We start from the raw sequence: 16,470 nt of genomic DNA, 5'->3' as shown, positions 1-16,470 counted from the left end.
CTAACACCTAACACCTAACACCTAACACCTAACACCTAAAATAAATGTTTGCCATCCTAAGAAAAGAAATTAACTCGTTTTTTGCCTCACCAATTGGCTATTTAGTTATTGCTCTTTTTCTGCTATTAAATGGTTTAATTTTATGGCTTTTTAAAGGTGAATTCAATATTTTAGATAATGGTTTTGCAGATTTATCCTCCTTTTTTCTTTTAGCACCTTGGGTATTAATTTTCTTAATTCCTGCTGTGACCATGCGAAGCTTTAGCGACGAAAAAAAGCAAGGAACTCTAGAGCTTTTGCTTACTAAGCCTATTTCCTTAATACATATTGTTTTCGGAAAATATTTAGGGGCATTCCTTTTAATTGGAATGGCTCTAGTTCCTACCCTTTTATATGTTTACACCGTTTCTCAACTAGGGAATCCAATTGGTAACCTAGACATGGGAAGTACTTTAGGCTCTTATTTTGGACTGCTTTTTTTAGTCGCTGCTTATACAGCCATAGGAGTCTTTACTTCTACACTTTCAGATAATCAAATAGTTGCTTTTATAGCTGCTGTGTTTATCTGCATTGTTTTTTATATTGGGTTTGAAGGCATTGCAGACATGCTTTCAAGTTCATTTATTGAGCAATTAGGCATGAATGCACATTATAAGAGTATGAGTCGTGGTATTTTAGATACGCGCGATATTCTCTATTTTTTAAGCATTACCTTATTTTTTATATTTCTTACTAGTAAACGCATTACAACTAAGGGCATCCATAAAAAAGAAGCAACTTTTATAATTGGACTTCTAATAGGTTTATTCGCAATAAACGCGATAAGCAGTAATTATTATGGACGTTTCGATTTAACATCAGATAAACGCTATACCATAAGCGAAGCTGCGTTAAGCATTATAGACAATGTAAACTCACCAATACTTGTTGATGTATTTTTAGAAGGAGATGGTTTTCCTTCAGAATTTAGACGCCTACAATTAGAAACCAAACAAATTCTCGAGGAGTTTTCTGCACACAATAAAAACATTGTTTTTCATTTTATAAATCCTATTGCAAACGAAACCAGCAGAGATGCAAACATCCAGAAACTAAACGAACGTGGCTTAACACCCATGCAATTAAGTGTAGAAGAAAACGGAAAAAGTAGTCAGGCAGTTATTATTCCATGGGCTTTAGCAAGTTTTAATAATGTTACGGTGAAAATTCCGTTGATAAAAAATAAAATTGGTGCCACACAACAAGAGTTGGTTAACCACTCTGTACAACATTTAGAATATGCGTTTGCCGATGGTTTTAGCAAACTTGTAAATCCAAGAAATAAAAAAATAGCCTTCTTAATAGGAAACGGAGAATTAAAAGGACGTTATATTGAAGATTTCCTAAAAACTGTTTCGGAATATTATAACCTGGCTCCATTTACTCTAGACAGCGTTGCTAGCAACCCTGAAAGAACTCTTGATCAATTAAAAGATTTCGATTTAATAGTATCCGCAAAACCAACGGAAGCTTTCACCGAAAACGAAAAGTTTGTTTTAGACCAATTTACTATGTCTGGAGGAAAAAGTCTATGGTTAATAGATGCAGTTGCTATGGAAAAAGACAGTTTGTACAATACCGGAAAAAGTGTGGCCATTGGAAGAGATTTAAATTTAACGGATTTCTTCTTTAAATATGGTGTAAGAATAAATCCGGTTTTGGTAAACGACCTCTACTCTGCTCCTATTACATTGGCTATTGGCGAAGGTAGCGAAGCGCGTTTTCAGCAATTTCCCTGGTTTTATTCACCCTTAGTTAATCCAGAGAGTCACCATCCTGTAGTTAATAATTTAAATCTGGTAAAGTTTGATTTTGCCAACCAGATAGACACTTTAAAAAACGATATTCAAAAAACTGTTTTGCTTAAAAGTTCTGTACTTTCAAAAATTGATGGAACACCAAGAGAAATCAGTTTAGAAATGACAGGAGAAGAACCAGACCCTCAATTATACAACAATCCGCATCAAAACTTAGCCGTTTTGTTGGAAGGCGAATTTACCTCAGTTTACAACAATCGTATAAAGCCTTTTTCGCTTTCAAAAGAAAGAAACAAAAGCAAACCCACAAAAATGATTGTTATCGCGGATGGGGATGTAATTAAAAACGAATTGGGCAAAAACGGTCCTATTGAGTTAGGTTTCGACCGAAGTTCCGGACAGCTTTATGGCAATAAAGAATTTTTATTGAATGCCGTAAATTACCTTTTAGACGATAATGGACTTATAAACATTCGTTCTAAAGAAATTGAGGTATCATTTTTAGATTACAAAAAAGTAGCTTCAGAAAAAACCAAATGGCAACTTATTAATATCCTGCTACCTTTAGTAATATTGGGCGTTTTCGGGTTTATTTTTAACTTTTACAGAAAGAAGAAATACGCTAATTAGGCTAGTGAAAATCCCTAAAAATTCTCTTTTTTAAGGGAAGTATTTGTTAATAAGTTTGTTTCCTATATTAATAGCTATACGATATATTTGTAATAGTAATTAAACGAACATTAAACGTATTTAATATACATGAAATTTATAGTATCAAGTACCTATTTACTGAAGCAGCTACAAGTTCTTGGAGGTGTTATAAACAACTCGAATACTTTACCAATTTTAGATAATTTCTTATTCGAATTAAACCAAACAGAACTTATTATTTCTGCTAGCGATTTGGAGACTACCATGTCTGCAAAATTAGAAGTGGAAAGTGACAACAGTGGAAGCATTGCTGTTCCAGCACGTTTGCTTTTAGAGACTCTAAAGACTTTTCCTGAACAACCTTTAACTTTTGTTGTTGAAGACAATAACACCATAGAAATCAGTTCTAATCATGGTAAATATGCTTTAGCTTATGCTGATGGAAACGAATTTCCAAAAGCTGTGTCTTTAGACGATGCCACCTCAACAACCATCACTGGAGATATTTTAGCTACCGCAATTAGTAAAACTATTTTTGCTGCTGGAAACGACGATTTACGTCCTGTAATGAGTGGTGTCTTTTTTCAGTTTTCTACCGAAGGTTTAACCTTTGTGGCAACAGATGCTCATAAATTGGTTAAATATTCTAGAGAAGATGTTAAAGCAGCTCAGACAACTGAATTTATTATGCCTAAAAAACCTTTAAATCTTTTAAAAGGAATTTTAGCCGCAAGTGATGATGATGTTACTATTGAATACAACGATTCTAATGCAAAATTCACTTTTGAAAATACGGTTTTAATCTGTCGTTTAATTGATGGAAAATATCCTAATTACGAAGCTGTAATTCCTAAGGAGAATCCGAATAAATTGGTTATAGACAGAACACAGTTTTTAAACTCTGTTCGTCGTGTGAGTATATTCTCAAATAAAACTACACATCAAATCCGATTGAAAATCGCTGGAGCTGAATTAAATATTTCAGCAGAAGATATCGATTATAGTAACAAAGCTGAAGAGCGTTTAACTTGTGATTATCAAGGAGACGACTTACAAATTGGGTTTAACTCACGTTTTTTAACTGAAATGTTGAACAACCTAACTTCAGATGAAGTGCAATTAGAAATGAGCTTACCAAACAGAGCGGGTATTTTAACTCCTATAGATGGTTTAGACGAAGGCGAACAAGTAACGATGTTGGTAATGCCTGTGATGCTAAATAGCTAAAAACAAACAAAAATTTTCTTATTAATAATAAAAAACGCAATCTATTAGGTTGCGTTTTTTATTATATAAAGTTATAAAATCATTTATTCTTCGTTATCTAAAATAATAAGTGCACCATTATAACTTCCTGAAATTTCTATACCATCGTTTCTTAAAAAGCTAAAAGTTAAAGTTAAATTATCTATAGAGTAATTAGTTATTGTAATACTCCCTTGAGACACTTCTAAATTTGTATTAGAACCACTTTTATAAAATTGACTAAAACCATTTTCGTATTCAGAATTTATAACATCTCCATCAACTATGAATTCTAAACTTGATATTTCAGACAAATCATACGTTACATTAGATGTCAAATCTGAATGATTTATTCTAGCAGAAAAGAAATCTACATTATTAAGTGTAGTACCATCAAAAGAGGCTTCAATTTGTGCTTTGGTGCTGTTAGTCAAGCTTAAAAATACTTGATTATTTAATGTAGGTTCAACAATAGCTGCATTCATTTCAAAATCTGAATCTCCTACAGTTATTTTATTTGTTATTGAATTGTATGTATTTGAATTATCATCATCAGACGAGCATGATACAACAAACGTTACAATTACAATTACGATTAAGTATAAGAACTTTAGTGATTTCATTTTTAACTAGTTTTTAATGACTTTTCTTGTTGTTTCACCGTTTACAGTATTAACTTTCACAAAGTATAATCCTGAAGGTAAACTGGCTACCTCTATACTTTTACCCATGATATTTACTTCTTTGATGAGTTGGCCATTCACATTGTAAATAGAAACTGCCTTTATTGTTTCCGGTGATTTTACAAATAATCTATCATTTACAGGGTTTGGGTATAGTTTTACTGAATTTGTATTTAAAGAAACAATATCAATTCCTAGTGTAGAATCGTATTCATAAGCTCCTAAATCTATCGTGCTGTTAAAAACTCTATTATTACCTGCTAAATCTAAATCACCAAATAAAGCTACATCATAGTAAGCGTTATCTCCTTGATCAACAATATAATTTGAAGCTGATGTTGGTTTGTATTCTGCATCTAAATTTAAATTATCTGTTGCTGGATCTAAAGTGGTTACATTTGTAGCAGAAAATGTCCCATAAGTTCCAGCGTTTGATGATACATTTGCGATGGAATTTCTAATAAACACATCGTAAGTAGAATTCATTCCATCGGAAATATCTCTAGTAGCTGCTGTACCGTTAACAGTATTCTGACAAAAGATAGAATTATTAACATTTAGGTTTACACTTCCATTGCCTGATGCCGTAATAGAATTGCCATAAGTACCATTATAATCATTATTAACAAACGTACTATTAGTAATCACAACATCTAAAGTATTACCATTATTCCAGTCTTCTCTGTAAATATTTAGTGCTGAAAGATTAATATCGTTATCTGCTACCAAAACATTTGCCCAACGTGTAAAAATATAACCGTTTGTACTATCAGATTGTATATAAACCAATCCCATATTAACAATGGTATTATTAATAAACTTGGTGTTTTCAATAAGTAATCCTTGATTAAATTTTCTAATTTTAAGTAAATAGCCATTAGAGTAATTATTTCTAAATACCGAGTTTTTAATTTTTAAATTATTAGCATTTAAACTATTTGGTATAAATATGACACCGTTTTCTTCTACACCACCTGATTGTGAAGTATCGTAAATGTTTTCAAAAACAATACCATCAAAAGTGACGTTGCTCGTTCTTAATTCAAATAAACGCTCTGCATTATCTGTTTTGTTCGATGAGAAATCTCCATCAATATCATCACCATTAATATCACCAGTAAAAATGGTTGCATTTGTAGTATTAATGGCCGTTAAGTCTCTATCAGCTAAAGCAGTTTCGGTTCCAGAAAAACCTCCAATAATATCTACTTCATTTGTATTAATAGCTATTGGCGTGTTTTTATCTGCTAAGGTATACGTTCCTTTTGCTACCCAAACAGCATCATTTAAATTGGTAAGTGCTAAAGCGTCTGTTACGTTTGTAAAAGCATCTGTCCATGAGCTACCATCGTTAGCACCTGTTGCATTAGCATTTACGTAAAATATAGAAGGAATACAGTTTTCACTGTAACCTGCTTGACCATCTTTAGTCCAACCTACTACGTACTGACCGCTGTTTGCTGGTGGTGAAAAGCCTGCATCAACTTGAATACATGTTAAACTTGCATTATTATAGGCTTTCATGTAGATGAAATTACTGTTGTTTCCGTTAGAGATTAACAAAGTTTCTAATGCACTATTTTCATGACAAAACAATTCATCAATATTTGTATTTAAACGTATGTCTAAACTTGTTAAGTTGTTGAAACCAACATGCAAACGTGTTAATGATAAGTTATTACTCACGTCAATAGTGGTTAAGCTATTATTAGGCACATCTAAACGCGTTAAATTGGTAAAAGCTTCAATACCTGTTAAGTCTGCAATACCAATACCGTCCATAATTAACTCGGTTGTAGCTTGTGCTTCTGCCAGCGTTATTTCAGAATCTCCATTTAAATTGATAGTGTTATCGCTTACTAAAAAGTTTTTAAAATTGGCATCAGGGATGTTTACTACTTGATTAAGAGCAACACAATCGTCACCATAAATTGCAGAGTTACCTTTGGTCCAACCTTGACTGTATATTCCGGCATCTGCTGGTGGTGTAAAACCAGCATCTATTTGTATACATGATAAACTATTTCCATAGGCTTTCATCCAACTTATATTGCTGTTATTTCCATTGGCAATGTTTAATGCATATAAAACACCATTGTTATGACATTGAATATCTGTAATTAACGGATTTGCACTAATATCTAAAGTTCCAATTTGATTATCAGAACAGTGTAAACGTGTTAATGCTAAATTATTACTAACATCTAAAGCTGTTAAATTATTACTGTAACAATCTAAACGTGTAATGTTTACAAAAGTTTCAATTCCTGTTAAATCTGAAATAGACAAGCCATTTATTAATAACTCACCCGAAAATGCTTGTGCTTCTGCTACAGAAATTTCAGAATCTGAATTTGTATTTATTGCTGAATCTGCTAATAAATAGGTTTTAAAATTAGCGTCTGGAATATTTACATTTTGAGCTATAGCTGTAAAAACCCCTAAACAAAAGAAGGTCGTAAAAAGTAGTAATGTTTTTTTCATTGTAGTTGAGATTTATTTTAATTTTCAACTACAAAACAACAATCAAATAAGGGTAAATTAAGTGAGATTTTTCTGAATAGCTCTAATTTCTTTCTAAACAGAAATCACATAAAAGTTTCCTTAATCACGTCCAAAAACTGATCGCGTCTAGATTTTGAAATCGGGATACGTTTTTGATTGGACATTAGTAAGTAATCCCCATCATCTTTAACTAATTCATCTACATATTTTAGGTTAATTAAATACGAACGATGACATTTAAAAAACATCGCATTGCGCTCTAGTTGTTCTACAAAATGCTTCAACGGTTTGCAAATCGTTTTTTGTTTGCCTTCTATAAGTTGTACATTAGTGTACATGCCATCGGCTTCAAAATATGCAATATCGCTATGTGAAGCAAACATGATCCCTTTAGGAATTTCTAAAGCAACCTTGTCCATTGATAGTTGCTTCAACGAGTCGCGTAACTTGTTTAACTGGTCGTTTAAATTGTTGGCTTTTATCGCTTCTTCGGCTTTTGCAACTGCTTCTTTTAATTCAGTCGTATCAACTGGTTTTAACAAATAATCTACTGCTGATAATTTGAAAGCTTCAATCGCATATTGATTGTAAGCTGTGACGAAGATAATTTTAAAATCGATTTGATTTGGAAAGTAATCTAAAATATCTAATCCAGATTGATTAGGCATTTCAATATCTAAAAAAACAACATCAGGCTTACTGGTTTTTATCAAGTCTACGCCAGATGCTAAATCTTGTGCTTCTTCAATGTTTATAATACTAGCGCAATGTTCGGTTAGCAGGTTAGACAGTAAATGTCTTGCACGTTTTTCGTCGTCTATAATTATTGCTTTCATATCTTAATGTATTGGCATGGTCATGACCACTTTTGTACCCGCAGCAACGTTGTTTTCATTATACAAATCCTTCGTCGTTATGGTTAAATCACGGTTTAATTTATTTTTATAAAGGTGCACACGTTCTTCATTGGCTTTGGTTGCAAAAGGCTTGTGCTGCTGGTTTGGTCGTTTTAATTTTTCGGATTGTACACGACCAATGCCGTTATCTTCAACCGTAATTTGTAATTTATTTTGCTGAATAATTTTAGCTTCAACACGTAATTTTCGGTTGTTAAATTTGTGTAACAATCCGTGTTTCAAAGCGTTTTCAACATACGGTTGAATGAATAATGATGGTACTTTTATTTGTTTTGTCTTTAATTGACTATCAATAGCAATATTGTATTCTAATTCGTCTTCAAATCGGACTTTCTCTAATTCTAAATACAGTTTTAAAGCGTTTAATTCTTCTTCCAAAGTTATTTCGTTTTGCTGACTATAATCTAAATACATGCGGATTAATCGGCTAAACTTCACTAAATAAGAACTTGCTAATTCCTTTTCATTGGAAATAATATAATCTTGAATAGAATTTAAAGCATTAAAAATAAAGTGCGGATTCATTTGCGATCGCAAATTTTCTAATCTTAAATTGGTTATTTTTTTATCGATTAAGATTTTATCAATTTCGGCAATACGGTGTGCTTCTTTTTGTTGTAGTCGCCATCTAAAATATAACCAAATTAACCCAAAAACTGATACCAAAATCAAGCCATAAAACCAATAGGTTTCCCAAAATGGTTTTGCTATTGTAAAGGTAATAGGACTTGCAAATCGCACATCTTTACTGCTAATATTTTGACCTTGTAATTCAAACGTATAATCGCCACTAGACAAGCTGTTAAATACCACGAAATGGGTGTTTAAAGGCACGTTTCGCCATGTGGTATCAATAGGTTTTATTCGGTATTTGTAGTTAACATGCCTATTAGATTGAAATCCGTTTGAGTTAAAATCGAATCGTAATTTATTATAATCGTAAGGTAAATTGTAGTTGGTATTTACAACCGTATCTTTATCATTTATTTGAACTGATGTTATCCAAACTTTTGAGGTTTTAAAAGCTTTAAAAAGCGTATTGTTTTTGGGCATTAAATACAATGAATTTGGAAAAACAGACACCAAATAATCTTCAAGAATAATAAACTTATCTACAGGTAATGTTAATCCATCTTGAGTGTTTAAACGTCTTACTTTATTGGTTCTTGGATGAAACTTAAAAAAACCTTCTTCGGCGGAAATCCATAAAAATTCACCATCAGATTTTAATGTATTTATTTGTATTTGCTTTGGCAAAGCATCGTGTCTAGAAATAAGTTGATCATCCTTTAAACACAACAAACCATTATGCTGTGTTGCCAGCCATATAGTATCGCTTGTTTTAGCTATTGAGTTTACTAAAACACTTTCACCCTCTAGCTTAATTTCTTTTGACTGAAAACTATTAACATCAAATTGATACAAGCCATCAATAAAAGAAACAAATAGCTGATTGTTTAATATTTCGGATGCTTTTACTCTGCTTTCTCTAATAACTCTTGTAGAGTCTGAAATATAAGGTTTGTTATATATTATGGCTTCTTTGTAGCTTCCATAGAATAGATTTTCATCATTAATTTTTGAAAATGTTTTTGCGACAGAGTATTTATTTTTTTGGTCTTTAATCGAGAATAGACTTAGATCTACACTATAAGATTCTGATGCATTAATACTAACAATTACATGATTTTGTGATGCATCAAAAAATAAATTGCCTATGATTTTTGATCCCGGTAATTTAATCATTTTAAAAACACCTTCTGTATTATAAAACATCAACTTACCATTATTTGTACCTAATAAAAATTGATTATTATTTAATGCACATACTGCGGTAATTTTATCTTTTGCCTGGTCTAAATTAAGCCGTCTAATATTTAGATTAGAAGACACAAAAACACCGTTATCTAATGTGGAAAACCAATAATTTTTATTAAAATCCACCAATACATCTGTTACGGACTCGTTACTAAACAGTTGCTCTTTTAAAATTAATTGCTGATCTTTTCGTTGAAAAATAAACACACCAGACGTTGTTAAAAACCAATAATTATTATTTAAAGATGTAATGTTGTAAATGGTTAAATCTTCTAACGTTTTAGGTGTCTTTAGCTTTAAAACATCGTCTGTTTGAGTTTTATAAATAAAAAGTTGATTTTTGCCTTGCTCTTTAAAATTTAGTAGCGCACTATTTTTAAAAGCATATACCTTTGGCGACTGCATTCTGTTTATAGACGTGAATGCTTTAAGTAACTTTATATGACCATTTTTAATTTGGTACCAATTCTGTTTTTCTTTGGAAGGTCTGTCATTAGCATTCATTTTAATGACATAAGATAAATCTTTGTGAGTGCTTTCACTAACACACATACCTTCAAAAAGCTTGATGATGTTTTTGTCTTTTAAACTAATATCATAAATACCATCTACAGTAAATAAGCGAATGGATGTATTGGTGATTTCAAAAGGTGATAATTGACCTTTTACCAGTTTGCTAGCGTCATAAAATAGGCGTAAAGTATCATTTTCAACATAAAATAATTGCCCGTAAATATTAATACACCAAAGTTTTCCTTTTTCATCTAATTTTAATTGAAATAAAGAATTTGCTTTTTGTTTAGGGTTTGTAAACTTTTGGTAATTCTTTCCGTTATAACGGTATAAACCTTTATCTGCTGCAAGCCAAATATAGTGGTTATGATCTTCTTGAATGTCATAAAATTCAACATCCGGAAGATTAGAAATTTCAGACATGTGTTGCGTTACCGGATTTTGAGAAACTACAAAAACTGGTATCAGTAAAAATAATATGTATTTAATAGAACACCTCATAAATATCAATTAACAAACTTAATATTTATGACTGTAACCTGTGTTCTATTTTTCTGTAACTATCTTATTTTTTTCTGAATAAAAAAATAAAAGAAGAGACTGTCTTTTTAGACGCCCTATTTTTATTTAATCGGTTTCAATTTCAGAAATAAGTTGTTTTCCATAATACAGTTCTAAATGGGTTTCAGGAAAGGAATTGTGGACTATAAAGTAAATTTCAGCCGTAAACTGGTCCAATTGTGTAGGTGAATAATATACGGTTGAAATGATCTCCTTTTTTTTTCCGGAAAATTCTCCTGCAAGTGATCTATTGGTTCCAAACCTGAGTGGAACTTCTATATTGGTATAACCTTCAAAAATAAAATCTTCAAAACTATCTTTGACGCTTTTATCATATTCAGGAATGCCTTTATAAGGCTTTCCTTTCCTATTTTTTAAATTCTTTTTAAGATACATTTTACTGGTATAACCAGACCCGAATACAGAAACAGCTTGATAACCTATATATTCATTGATACGATATCTCATTTTATTTATAGTATCCACTAAACTAAAGGCATTAATATCTACAGGTTGGTCGTACAACGCTTTAACCTTACATCTGGTTAGAATGCGTTTGGATTGATTCCCTTTCACTTTCACATTCGAGCGTGTATTAAAATTCTTTGAGGTCTTTTTTGTTTTTAAAAACTCAATACTCAAACTGTCATTAATAATGATTTCTTGACTAACAGCAAACTGAAGTTGAAATAAAAAGAAAACTAATAGGATCTTATGCATTTAAAGTCGGTTTTATATTTTTAAAAATAATAAAAAACCATATTCAAGTCTTAAAATGCCTGAATACGGTTTTTATTATATCTTTAAAATCAGTTTAATCGGCCAAAACAATCTCCTCTTTACTATCTACCCAAGCAACGTACAGTTTGTGTAAAACAGATAATAATACGGTTCCAATAAATATACCTATTATACCATGCAACAACATGCCTCCTAAGGCCCCAAGAATAATAAGCACCATTGGGGTTTCTAAACCTTTAGATAATAAGATTGGTTTTAAAACATTATCTAATAAAGAAACTACAACAATGTAAATTGTAAAAATTGTTGCTATTAAAGTGCTGTCTGAAATAGAATAAGCCATAAAAATAGTAGGTATTACAACAAGTGTTACAGGTATTTGAACAATGGCTGCTAACATAACAATAAACGCAAAAATGGCCGGACCAGGAATCCCCATCAGTTTAAACCCTATAAAACAAAGAAACGCTTGAATAATAGCCACAAATAAAATGCCTTTAACCACATTTCTTACAGTATCTCTTGCTATTAATAGCATCTCGGCTCCCTTGATGCTTCCAACTAATTTATTAGCAAAATCACTAGCTGACTGGAAAGCTCCTTTGGCATTAGTCATAAACACTACAGCAATTATAAATGACAATAAAAAAGATAAAATTGTGCCAATAAGACCCGTAAATTTTTTAAATGCATTACTCCCTTTGTCCAATAAGTAATCTTTATGTTCGATGGCATAGTTTTTTGAATTCTCAGAAAGCGCGTTCCAATTGTCATATACGCGTTCTCCTATAACAGGCCAGTCCTTGACTTTTTCAGTTGGAGGCGTTATTTTTAATTCGTTATTTTGAATAGCTGAAAAAGTGTCTTTTAAATTAGAAAATAAAGAATCCACCATCATATAGGTTGGCACAACTAACAAGGCCACGGCAACTATGGTAAAAATAAAAGTAGCTTTCTTTTTATGCTTTTCTCCAAATACCTTATGAAGTTTTTGAAATAGTGGAAATAAGGCTACTGCTAAAATTATTCCCCAGGTAAAAACTCCAATAAAAGGTTTTAAAAGAAAAAAGCCCCAAAGAATTAATAATGAGAGAACTATTAGTCTGATAAATTCTGTAATTGTAAATGCTTTCATAATGTTTTGGTTTGATTAGTTTGTTTGATTCCATCCACCCCCTAAAGCTAAGTATAATTTTACAACGGATTGTAATTGTGACTTATAACTTTCGGAAGCAGTTAATTGAACAGTAAAAAAAGTGGTTTGAACATTTAAAAATTCTAAAAAAGAAGTGGCTCCTTCGTTATAACGTACCCAAGCCAGATTATAGGCTTCTTCGGCTAATTCTAATTGGTGTGAACGTATTACGACTTCTTCTTTATAGGTTTCTATAGCTATAAGCGCATCTTCAACTTCTTGAAAGGCTATTAAATAAGCTTGCTTATAATCCAATACCATTCTATGATACTGCTCTTCTTCTATAGCAATAGTATTATTTATTTTATTGCCATTAAAAACAGGACCAAACATACTTCCTACTAAATTTCCAAAAACAGCAGACGGATCTAATAGCTGAGCACCCAAATTAAAATCAATTTGAAAGTTTGGGTATTTAAATGTTTCCGTGGCTCCCAATTGAGCTAATTGGGCTTTCAATTGTAATTCCGATTTTAGAATAGATGGACGACGTCTTAATAATCCGGCTGGAACACCAACTGGTAATTCGGAAGAAAACACTTGGTCTTCCAGTTTTTTTCCTCTTGGAATATCTTTTGGCAAACTTCCCAAAACCGTACTAATGGCATTTTCTACTTGCTTTCTGGATCTATATAAGGTTTGCATGGTTACCTGCACATCCTTCAAACTGATACTTATTTGATTAACATCTACTTTTGAAATAAAACCACCGTCGTAACGTGCATCAATAATCGCTTTATATTTTTCCATGGAAGCCTCCATTTGCTCCGAAACATAGATTTTGTTATCTATATCCCTGAGTGTAAAATACAATTCTGCTATTTGAGACACCATGGTTGCTTTAACTTCAAACACAGCCATTTCTGTCGCTAAATATGCCTGCAATGCAGCTTCGTTTTGATTGGCAATTCGTCCCCAAACATCTAAAGTATAAGATACTTGTCCAACCGCTGTAATAGAGTTTCTAAACGAAGGTAATAAAGAGGTTTTCGATGTTTCTGCAGATAAACCATAATTTACTTCAGGATACAATTGGGCTTTAGCAATGTCTAATTGTAACTGAGACTGCTTGATACCAATAATGATATTTTGAAGAGGTAAATTGCTATTTAATCCTTCTGAAATTAACTCAGTAAGCACTGGGTCGTTAAAAAATTCCCACCATTCTGTATCTGCCAGGCTCAATGAATCTGTAGTTTGTGTTGAAAATGATGTTGGGTTTTCAGTTTCTGGTGCTATATAATCCTTTTGAACTTTACATCCATAAAAGAACATAGAGAATAACACCACACTTAGATAAAATAATCTATACCAATTCATTCTTATAAATTCTTGGATTATTAAAATAAGTGATAATTTTATAAGCTAAAACTACGTATAAAACGGCTAAGCCAATTCCAAACAAACGCTCAACAATAGTTGTTCCAGCAGACGTATCTGAAGTAGAAATAACACCCATTACAAGAAAAAAAGTACGAAATGCTATAGCGTAAATTGGAACCGTTTTTTTATCTGAAAAAATATTATAAGTAAAGTACAAACCTATAGCAAAAATTAAAAACGTATAGAAAAATAAAGTTGGTGTTATAGTCAGTAAATTATAAGCAATGATACCACAGACACCACCAAATATATTGGCTAAAATTAACACAAATCCTTTTTTAGATTTATAAATCATGGGATCTAAACCTAGAACAATAATAAATACAAAGGTTAAAACAAGAGCATTAGGTTTAAACAAATAAAAATACAATACAGCAGGCATTAAAACTAAGAGCCCGTTAATAGCTACTTTATTTAAATTGTATTTGGTATCCTCGTCCTTTTTATCTTGAGCAGGGTTATGAGTATTTATGTTTTCAGGAAAAAACACAAATGCTAATTGAGCTACGCCTAACGCAATGGCTAAATTAATTATCATATCTATTAAAATAAGATCGCCCAAAGGTTCTGCGGTTAAACTTAAAAAAGGTAACAAAAGCGTAAGCATTAAAAACAAGAGTCTAACAGGTTCTGGAATTTGAATAAGCTTAAAGGACCAAAAAATAACAAGTCCTAATATCAAAATGGTTACAATAGCATAATCTTGAACAAAACCACCTAACAGTAAGCCAAATAATCCAAGAAAGTATAAACCAATAATAGCTATCAGGGATTTCTTAATACCGATTGCCGTCTTACCTTGATCTAAAAGCATTAAAGCAAAAATAGCTGAAATTTGAGGCAACAATATGTTGTTTAAAGTAGCAATAAGCAAAGCAGAAACAACACCCAGTAAGCATCTAAGAATAGCTCTTGTTTGTTGAGGCGTTTTAATATTTAATTCTGCCTTATCTAACATAAGAGAATTTTGAAGTTAGCCAAATTTTAAATTTTGCCAAGGTGTTTAAAACAAAGCTATCTCCTGTATAAACCACTACATTAGCTTGACTACCTTGCCTTAACTTTTTATAAACTACCTGATCTTCCAATGCTATAATAACTGGAAACCTTTGCTGTTCGCGTAGCCAGCCTTGTTGACTTCTTACAGTTGGCAAGTCGCCCGCATTCGTATTTTGTGTTTTTACACCATAAGCAATGCTAGTAACTTTGGCTTTATAAACCTCTCCTGCGTCTATATCGAAAGTGATTCCAGCCTCATCATTTACTTTTAAATGGGTTAGATTATTTTCAGTAAAATTGGCTTGGATCCATATGGTTTTATTTGAAATTAAAGAGGCTATTGCATGTCCTGCAGATGCAAAATAACCTGTTTCTACGTTAAAACTTTCAATAACTCCATCTGATGGTGCAGTAATAACAGTATGTTCTAAATCCCAATTAGCTTTTTCTAGTTGGTTTATGGCTGCTTTTACTAAGGGGTTTTTAGCATCTGTTGGTCCCAAAGCCGTTTTTTGTCCTTCAAGATTTGCCTTGGCAGTAGCTACATGTTCAATAGCTGTTAGATAAGAAGATTCTGATCGGTCTCTATCAGCTTCAGATAAAGCACCTTCATTTTGAGCCATAACACGCTGGGTACGTTCCCAGTTCTTTTTAGCCCGATCCAATTTCACACGAGCACTATTTAGTTGTGCGGTTGCAGCTTTTAAACCTGATAGTCCTGCCGTTAAATTTTGAATAACATTCTCTAAATTAATTTCAGCTTGAGTTACAGCAATTTCATATGGCTTTCTATCTATAATAAATAAAGTATCTCCTTCCTTAACCTGAGAATGTAAACTAACATCTACTCTGGTTATATAACCGCTAACCATTGGAGCTAATGACAAGTTTAATCCATGAACTCGTGTTTGATTGGTGGAAGGTGTAAATCTACTTGAAAGCACATTAAACAACATGATAATAAAAGTTAAAACAATTACTAAGATGCTGATTTTTTTTGCTGAAGCCTTTTTTGATTTCATTAATTTGGATTTTGACTTTTATAAATTTGCTGAATTAAGGAAAACATCATGGCTGTAGACCATCCAATTAACATAATGCCGTTAATAGCTTCAATGCCTGAGAGTAAACGCCAATCGTCAGTTAAAGTCAAATCGCCATAACCCAAAGAAGTAAAAGTAACCATAGAAAAATACCATGCTTCTGAAGCACTGGAAAAAACACCGGTTATTTCTGGAATAAGCATGTAAGCTACGGCCCAGAAACCTGTTTGTATAAAATGAATTATTGAGAAAAAAATAAACGAATAAGTCAATAAACGTAAAGGTCGGGATATAGAATTAGACGTTTGAAAGTTTTTAGATGCAAGTATTTTTTTTAACCAGAGGACATTTCCATATGCTTGAACAAGCACGCTTATTATAATAATAAAACTTCCTATTAATAAAGAAATAACCATCTTA

The 16,470-nt window shown here is 32.0% G+C and carries 12 protein-coding genes; 2 read left to right on the top strand and 10 right to left on the bottom strand.

Annotated elements, in window-relative coordinates:
* The first annotated feature begins 44 nt into the window (after positions 1 to 44).
* Together gldG and dnaN are read left to right on the top strand one after the other, a co-directional pair.
* Positions 45 to 2,426, top strand: a complete 2,382-nt coding sequence (gene gldG, locus OS191_RS05905) for a gliding motility-associated ABC transporter substrate-binding protein GldG (RefSeq protein ID WP_267154799.1) — start codon at positions 45 to 47, stop codon at positions 2,424 to 2,426.
* 129 nt (positions 2,427 to 2,555) lie between these two features.
* A complete protein-coding gene (dnaN, locus tag OS191_RS05900; protein ID WP_267154798.1) occupies positions 2,556 to 3,674 on the top strand; it encodes a DNA polymerase III subunit beta in 1,119 nt (372 codons plus the stop codon).
* Positions 3,675 to 3,757: 83 nt separating this feature from the next.
* Here dnaN and OS191_RS05895 read toward each other — a convergent pair whose 3' ends face one another.
* The 10 genes from OS191_RS05895 to OS191_RS05850 form a co-directional block, all read right to left on the bottom strand.
* Positions 3,758 to 4,315: a hypothetical protein gene (locus tag OS191_RS05895; protein WP_267154797.1), complete on the bottom strand. Its 558-nt coding sequence runs from the start codon at positions 4,313 to 4,315 to the stop codon at positions 3,758 to 3,760.
* 6 nt (positions 4,316 to 4,321) lie between these two features.
* Positions 4,322 to 6,859 (bottom strand): T9SS type A sorting domain-containing protein, encoded by a 2,538-nt coding sequence (locus tag OS191_RS05890; protein WP_267154796.1) that lies wholly within the window; start codon positions 6,857 to 6,859, stop codon positions 4,322 to 4,324.
* Positions 6,860 to 6,963: 104 nt separating this feature from the next.
* The gene (locus OS191_RS05885) at positions 6,964 to 7,716 is read right to left on the bottom strand and encodes a LytR/AlgR family response regulator transcription factor (protein ID WP_267154795.1); all 753 of its coding nucleotides are present in this window, start codon (positions 7,714 to 7,716) and stop codon (positions 6,964 to 6,966) included.
* A 3-nt stretch (positions 7,717 to 7,719) separates the two neighbouring features.
* On the bottom strand, positions 7,720 to 10,551 hold the full coding sequence (locus OS191_RS05880) for a sensor histidine kinase (RefSeq protein ID WP_267154794.1): 2,832 nt from the start codon (positions 10,549 to 10,551) through the stop codon (positions 7,720 to 7,722).
* A gap of 204 nt (positions 10,552 to 10,755) precedes the next feature.
* Positions 10,756 to 11,409 carry a hypothetical protein gene (locus tag OS191_RS05875; protein ID WP_267154793.1) on the bottom strand — a complete coding sequence of 218 codons (654 nt, stop codon included), beginning with the start codon at positions 11,407 to 11,409 and terminating at the stop codon, positions 10,756 to 10,758.
* A 94-nt stretch (positions 11,410 to 11,503) separates the two neighbouring features.
* Positions 11,504 to 12,565 carry an AI-2E family transporter gene (locus tag OS191_RS05870; RefSeq protein ID WP_267154792.1) on the bottom strand — a complete coding sequence of 354 codons (1,062 nt, stop codon included), beginning with the start codon at positions 12,563 to 12,565 and terminating at the stop codon, positions 11,504 to 11,506.
* Positions 12,566 to 12,580: 15 nt separating this feature from the next.
* A complete protein-coding gene (locus OS191_RS05865; protein WP_267154791.1) occupies positions 12,581 to 13,945 on the bottom strand; it encodes an efflux transporter outer membrane subunit in 1,365 nt (454 codons plus the stop codon).
* A complete protein-coding gene (locus OS191_RS05860) occupies positions 13,932 to 14,966 on the bottom strand; it encodes a hypothetical protein (RefSeq protein ID WP_267154790.1) in 1,035 nt (344 codons plus the stop codon). Before OS191_RS05860 ends, OS191_RS05865 begins: the two co-directional genes overlap by 14 nt.
* Positions 14,956 to 16,029 (bottom strand): HlyD family secretion protein, encoded by a 1,074-nt coding sequence (locus tag OS191_RS05855; RefSeq protein WP_267154789.1) that lies wholly within the window; start codon positions 16,027 to 16,029, stop codon positions 14,956 to 14,958. Before OS191_RS05855 ends, OS191_RS05860 begins: the two co-directional genes overlap by 11 nt.
* Complete coding sequence (locus tag OS191_RS05850) at positions 16,029 to 16,466, bottom strand: potassium channel family protein (protein ID WP_267154788.1); 438 nt, start codon at positions 16,464 to 16,466, stop codon at positions 16,029 to 16,031. Before OS191_RS05850 ends, OS191_RS05855 begins: the two co-directional genes overlap by 1 nt.
* Between the last annotated feature and the right edge of the window lie 4 nt (positions 16,467 to 16,470).

Origin of the sequence: Xanthomarina sp. F2636L, assembly GCF_026410195.1 — a bacterium.
In the GTDB taxonomy this organism is placed as follows: domain Bacteria; phylum Bacteroidota; class Bacteroidia; order Flavobacteriales; family Flavobacteriaceae; genus Xanthomarina.
This window is presented reverse-complemented; position numbering and strand designations above follow the sequence as displayed.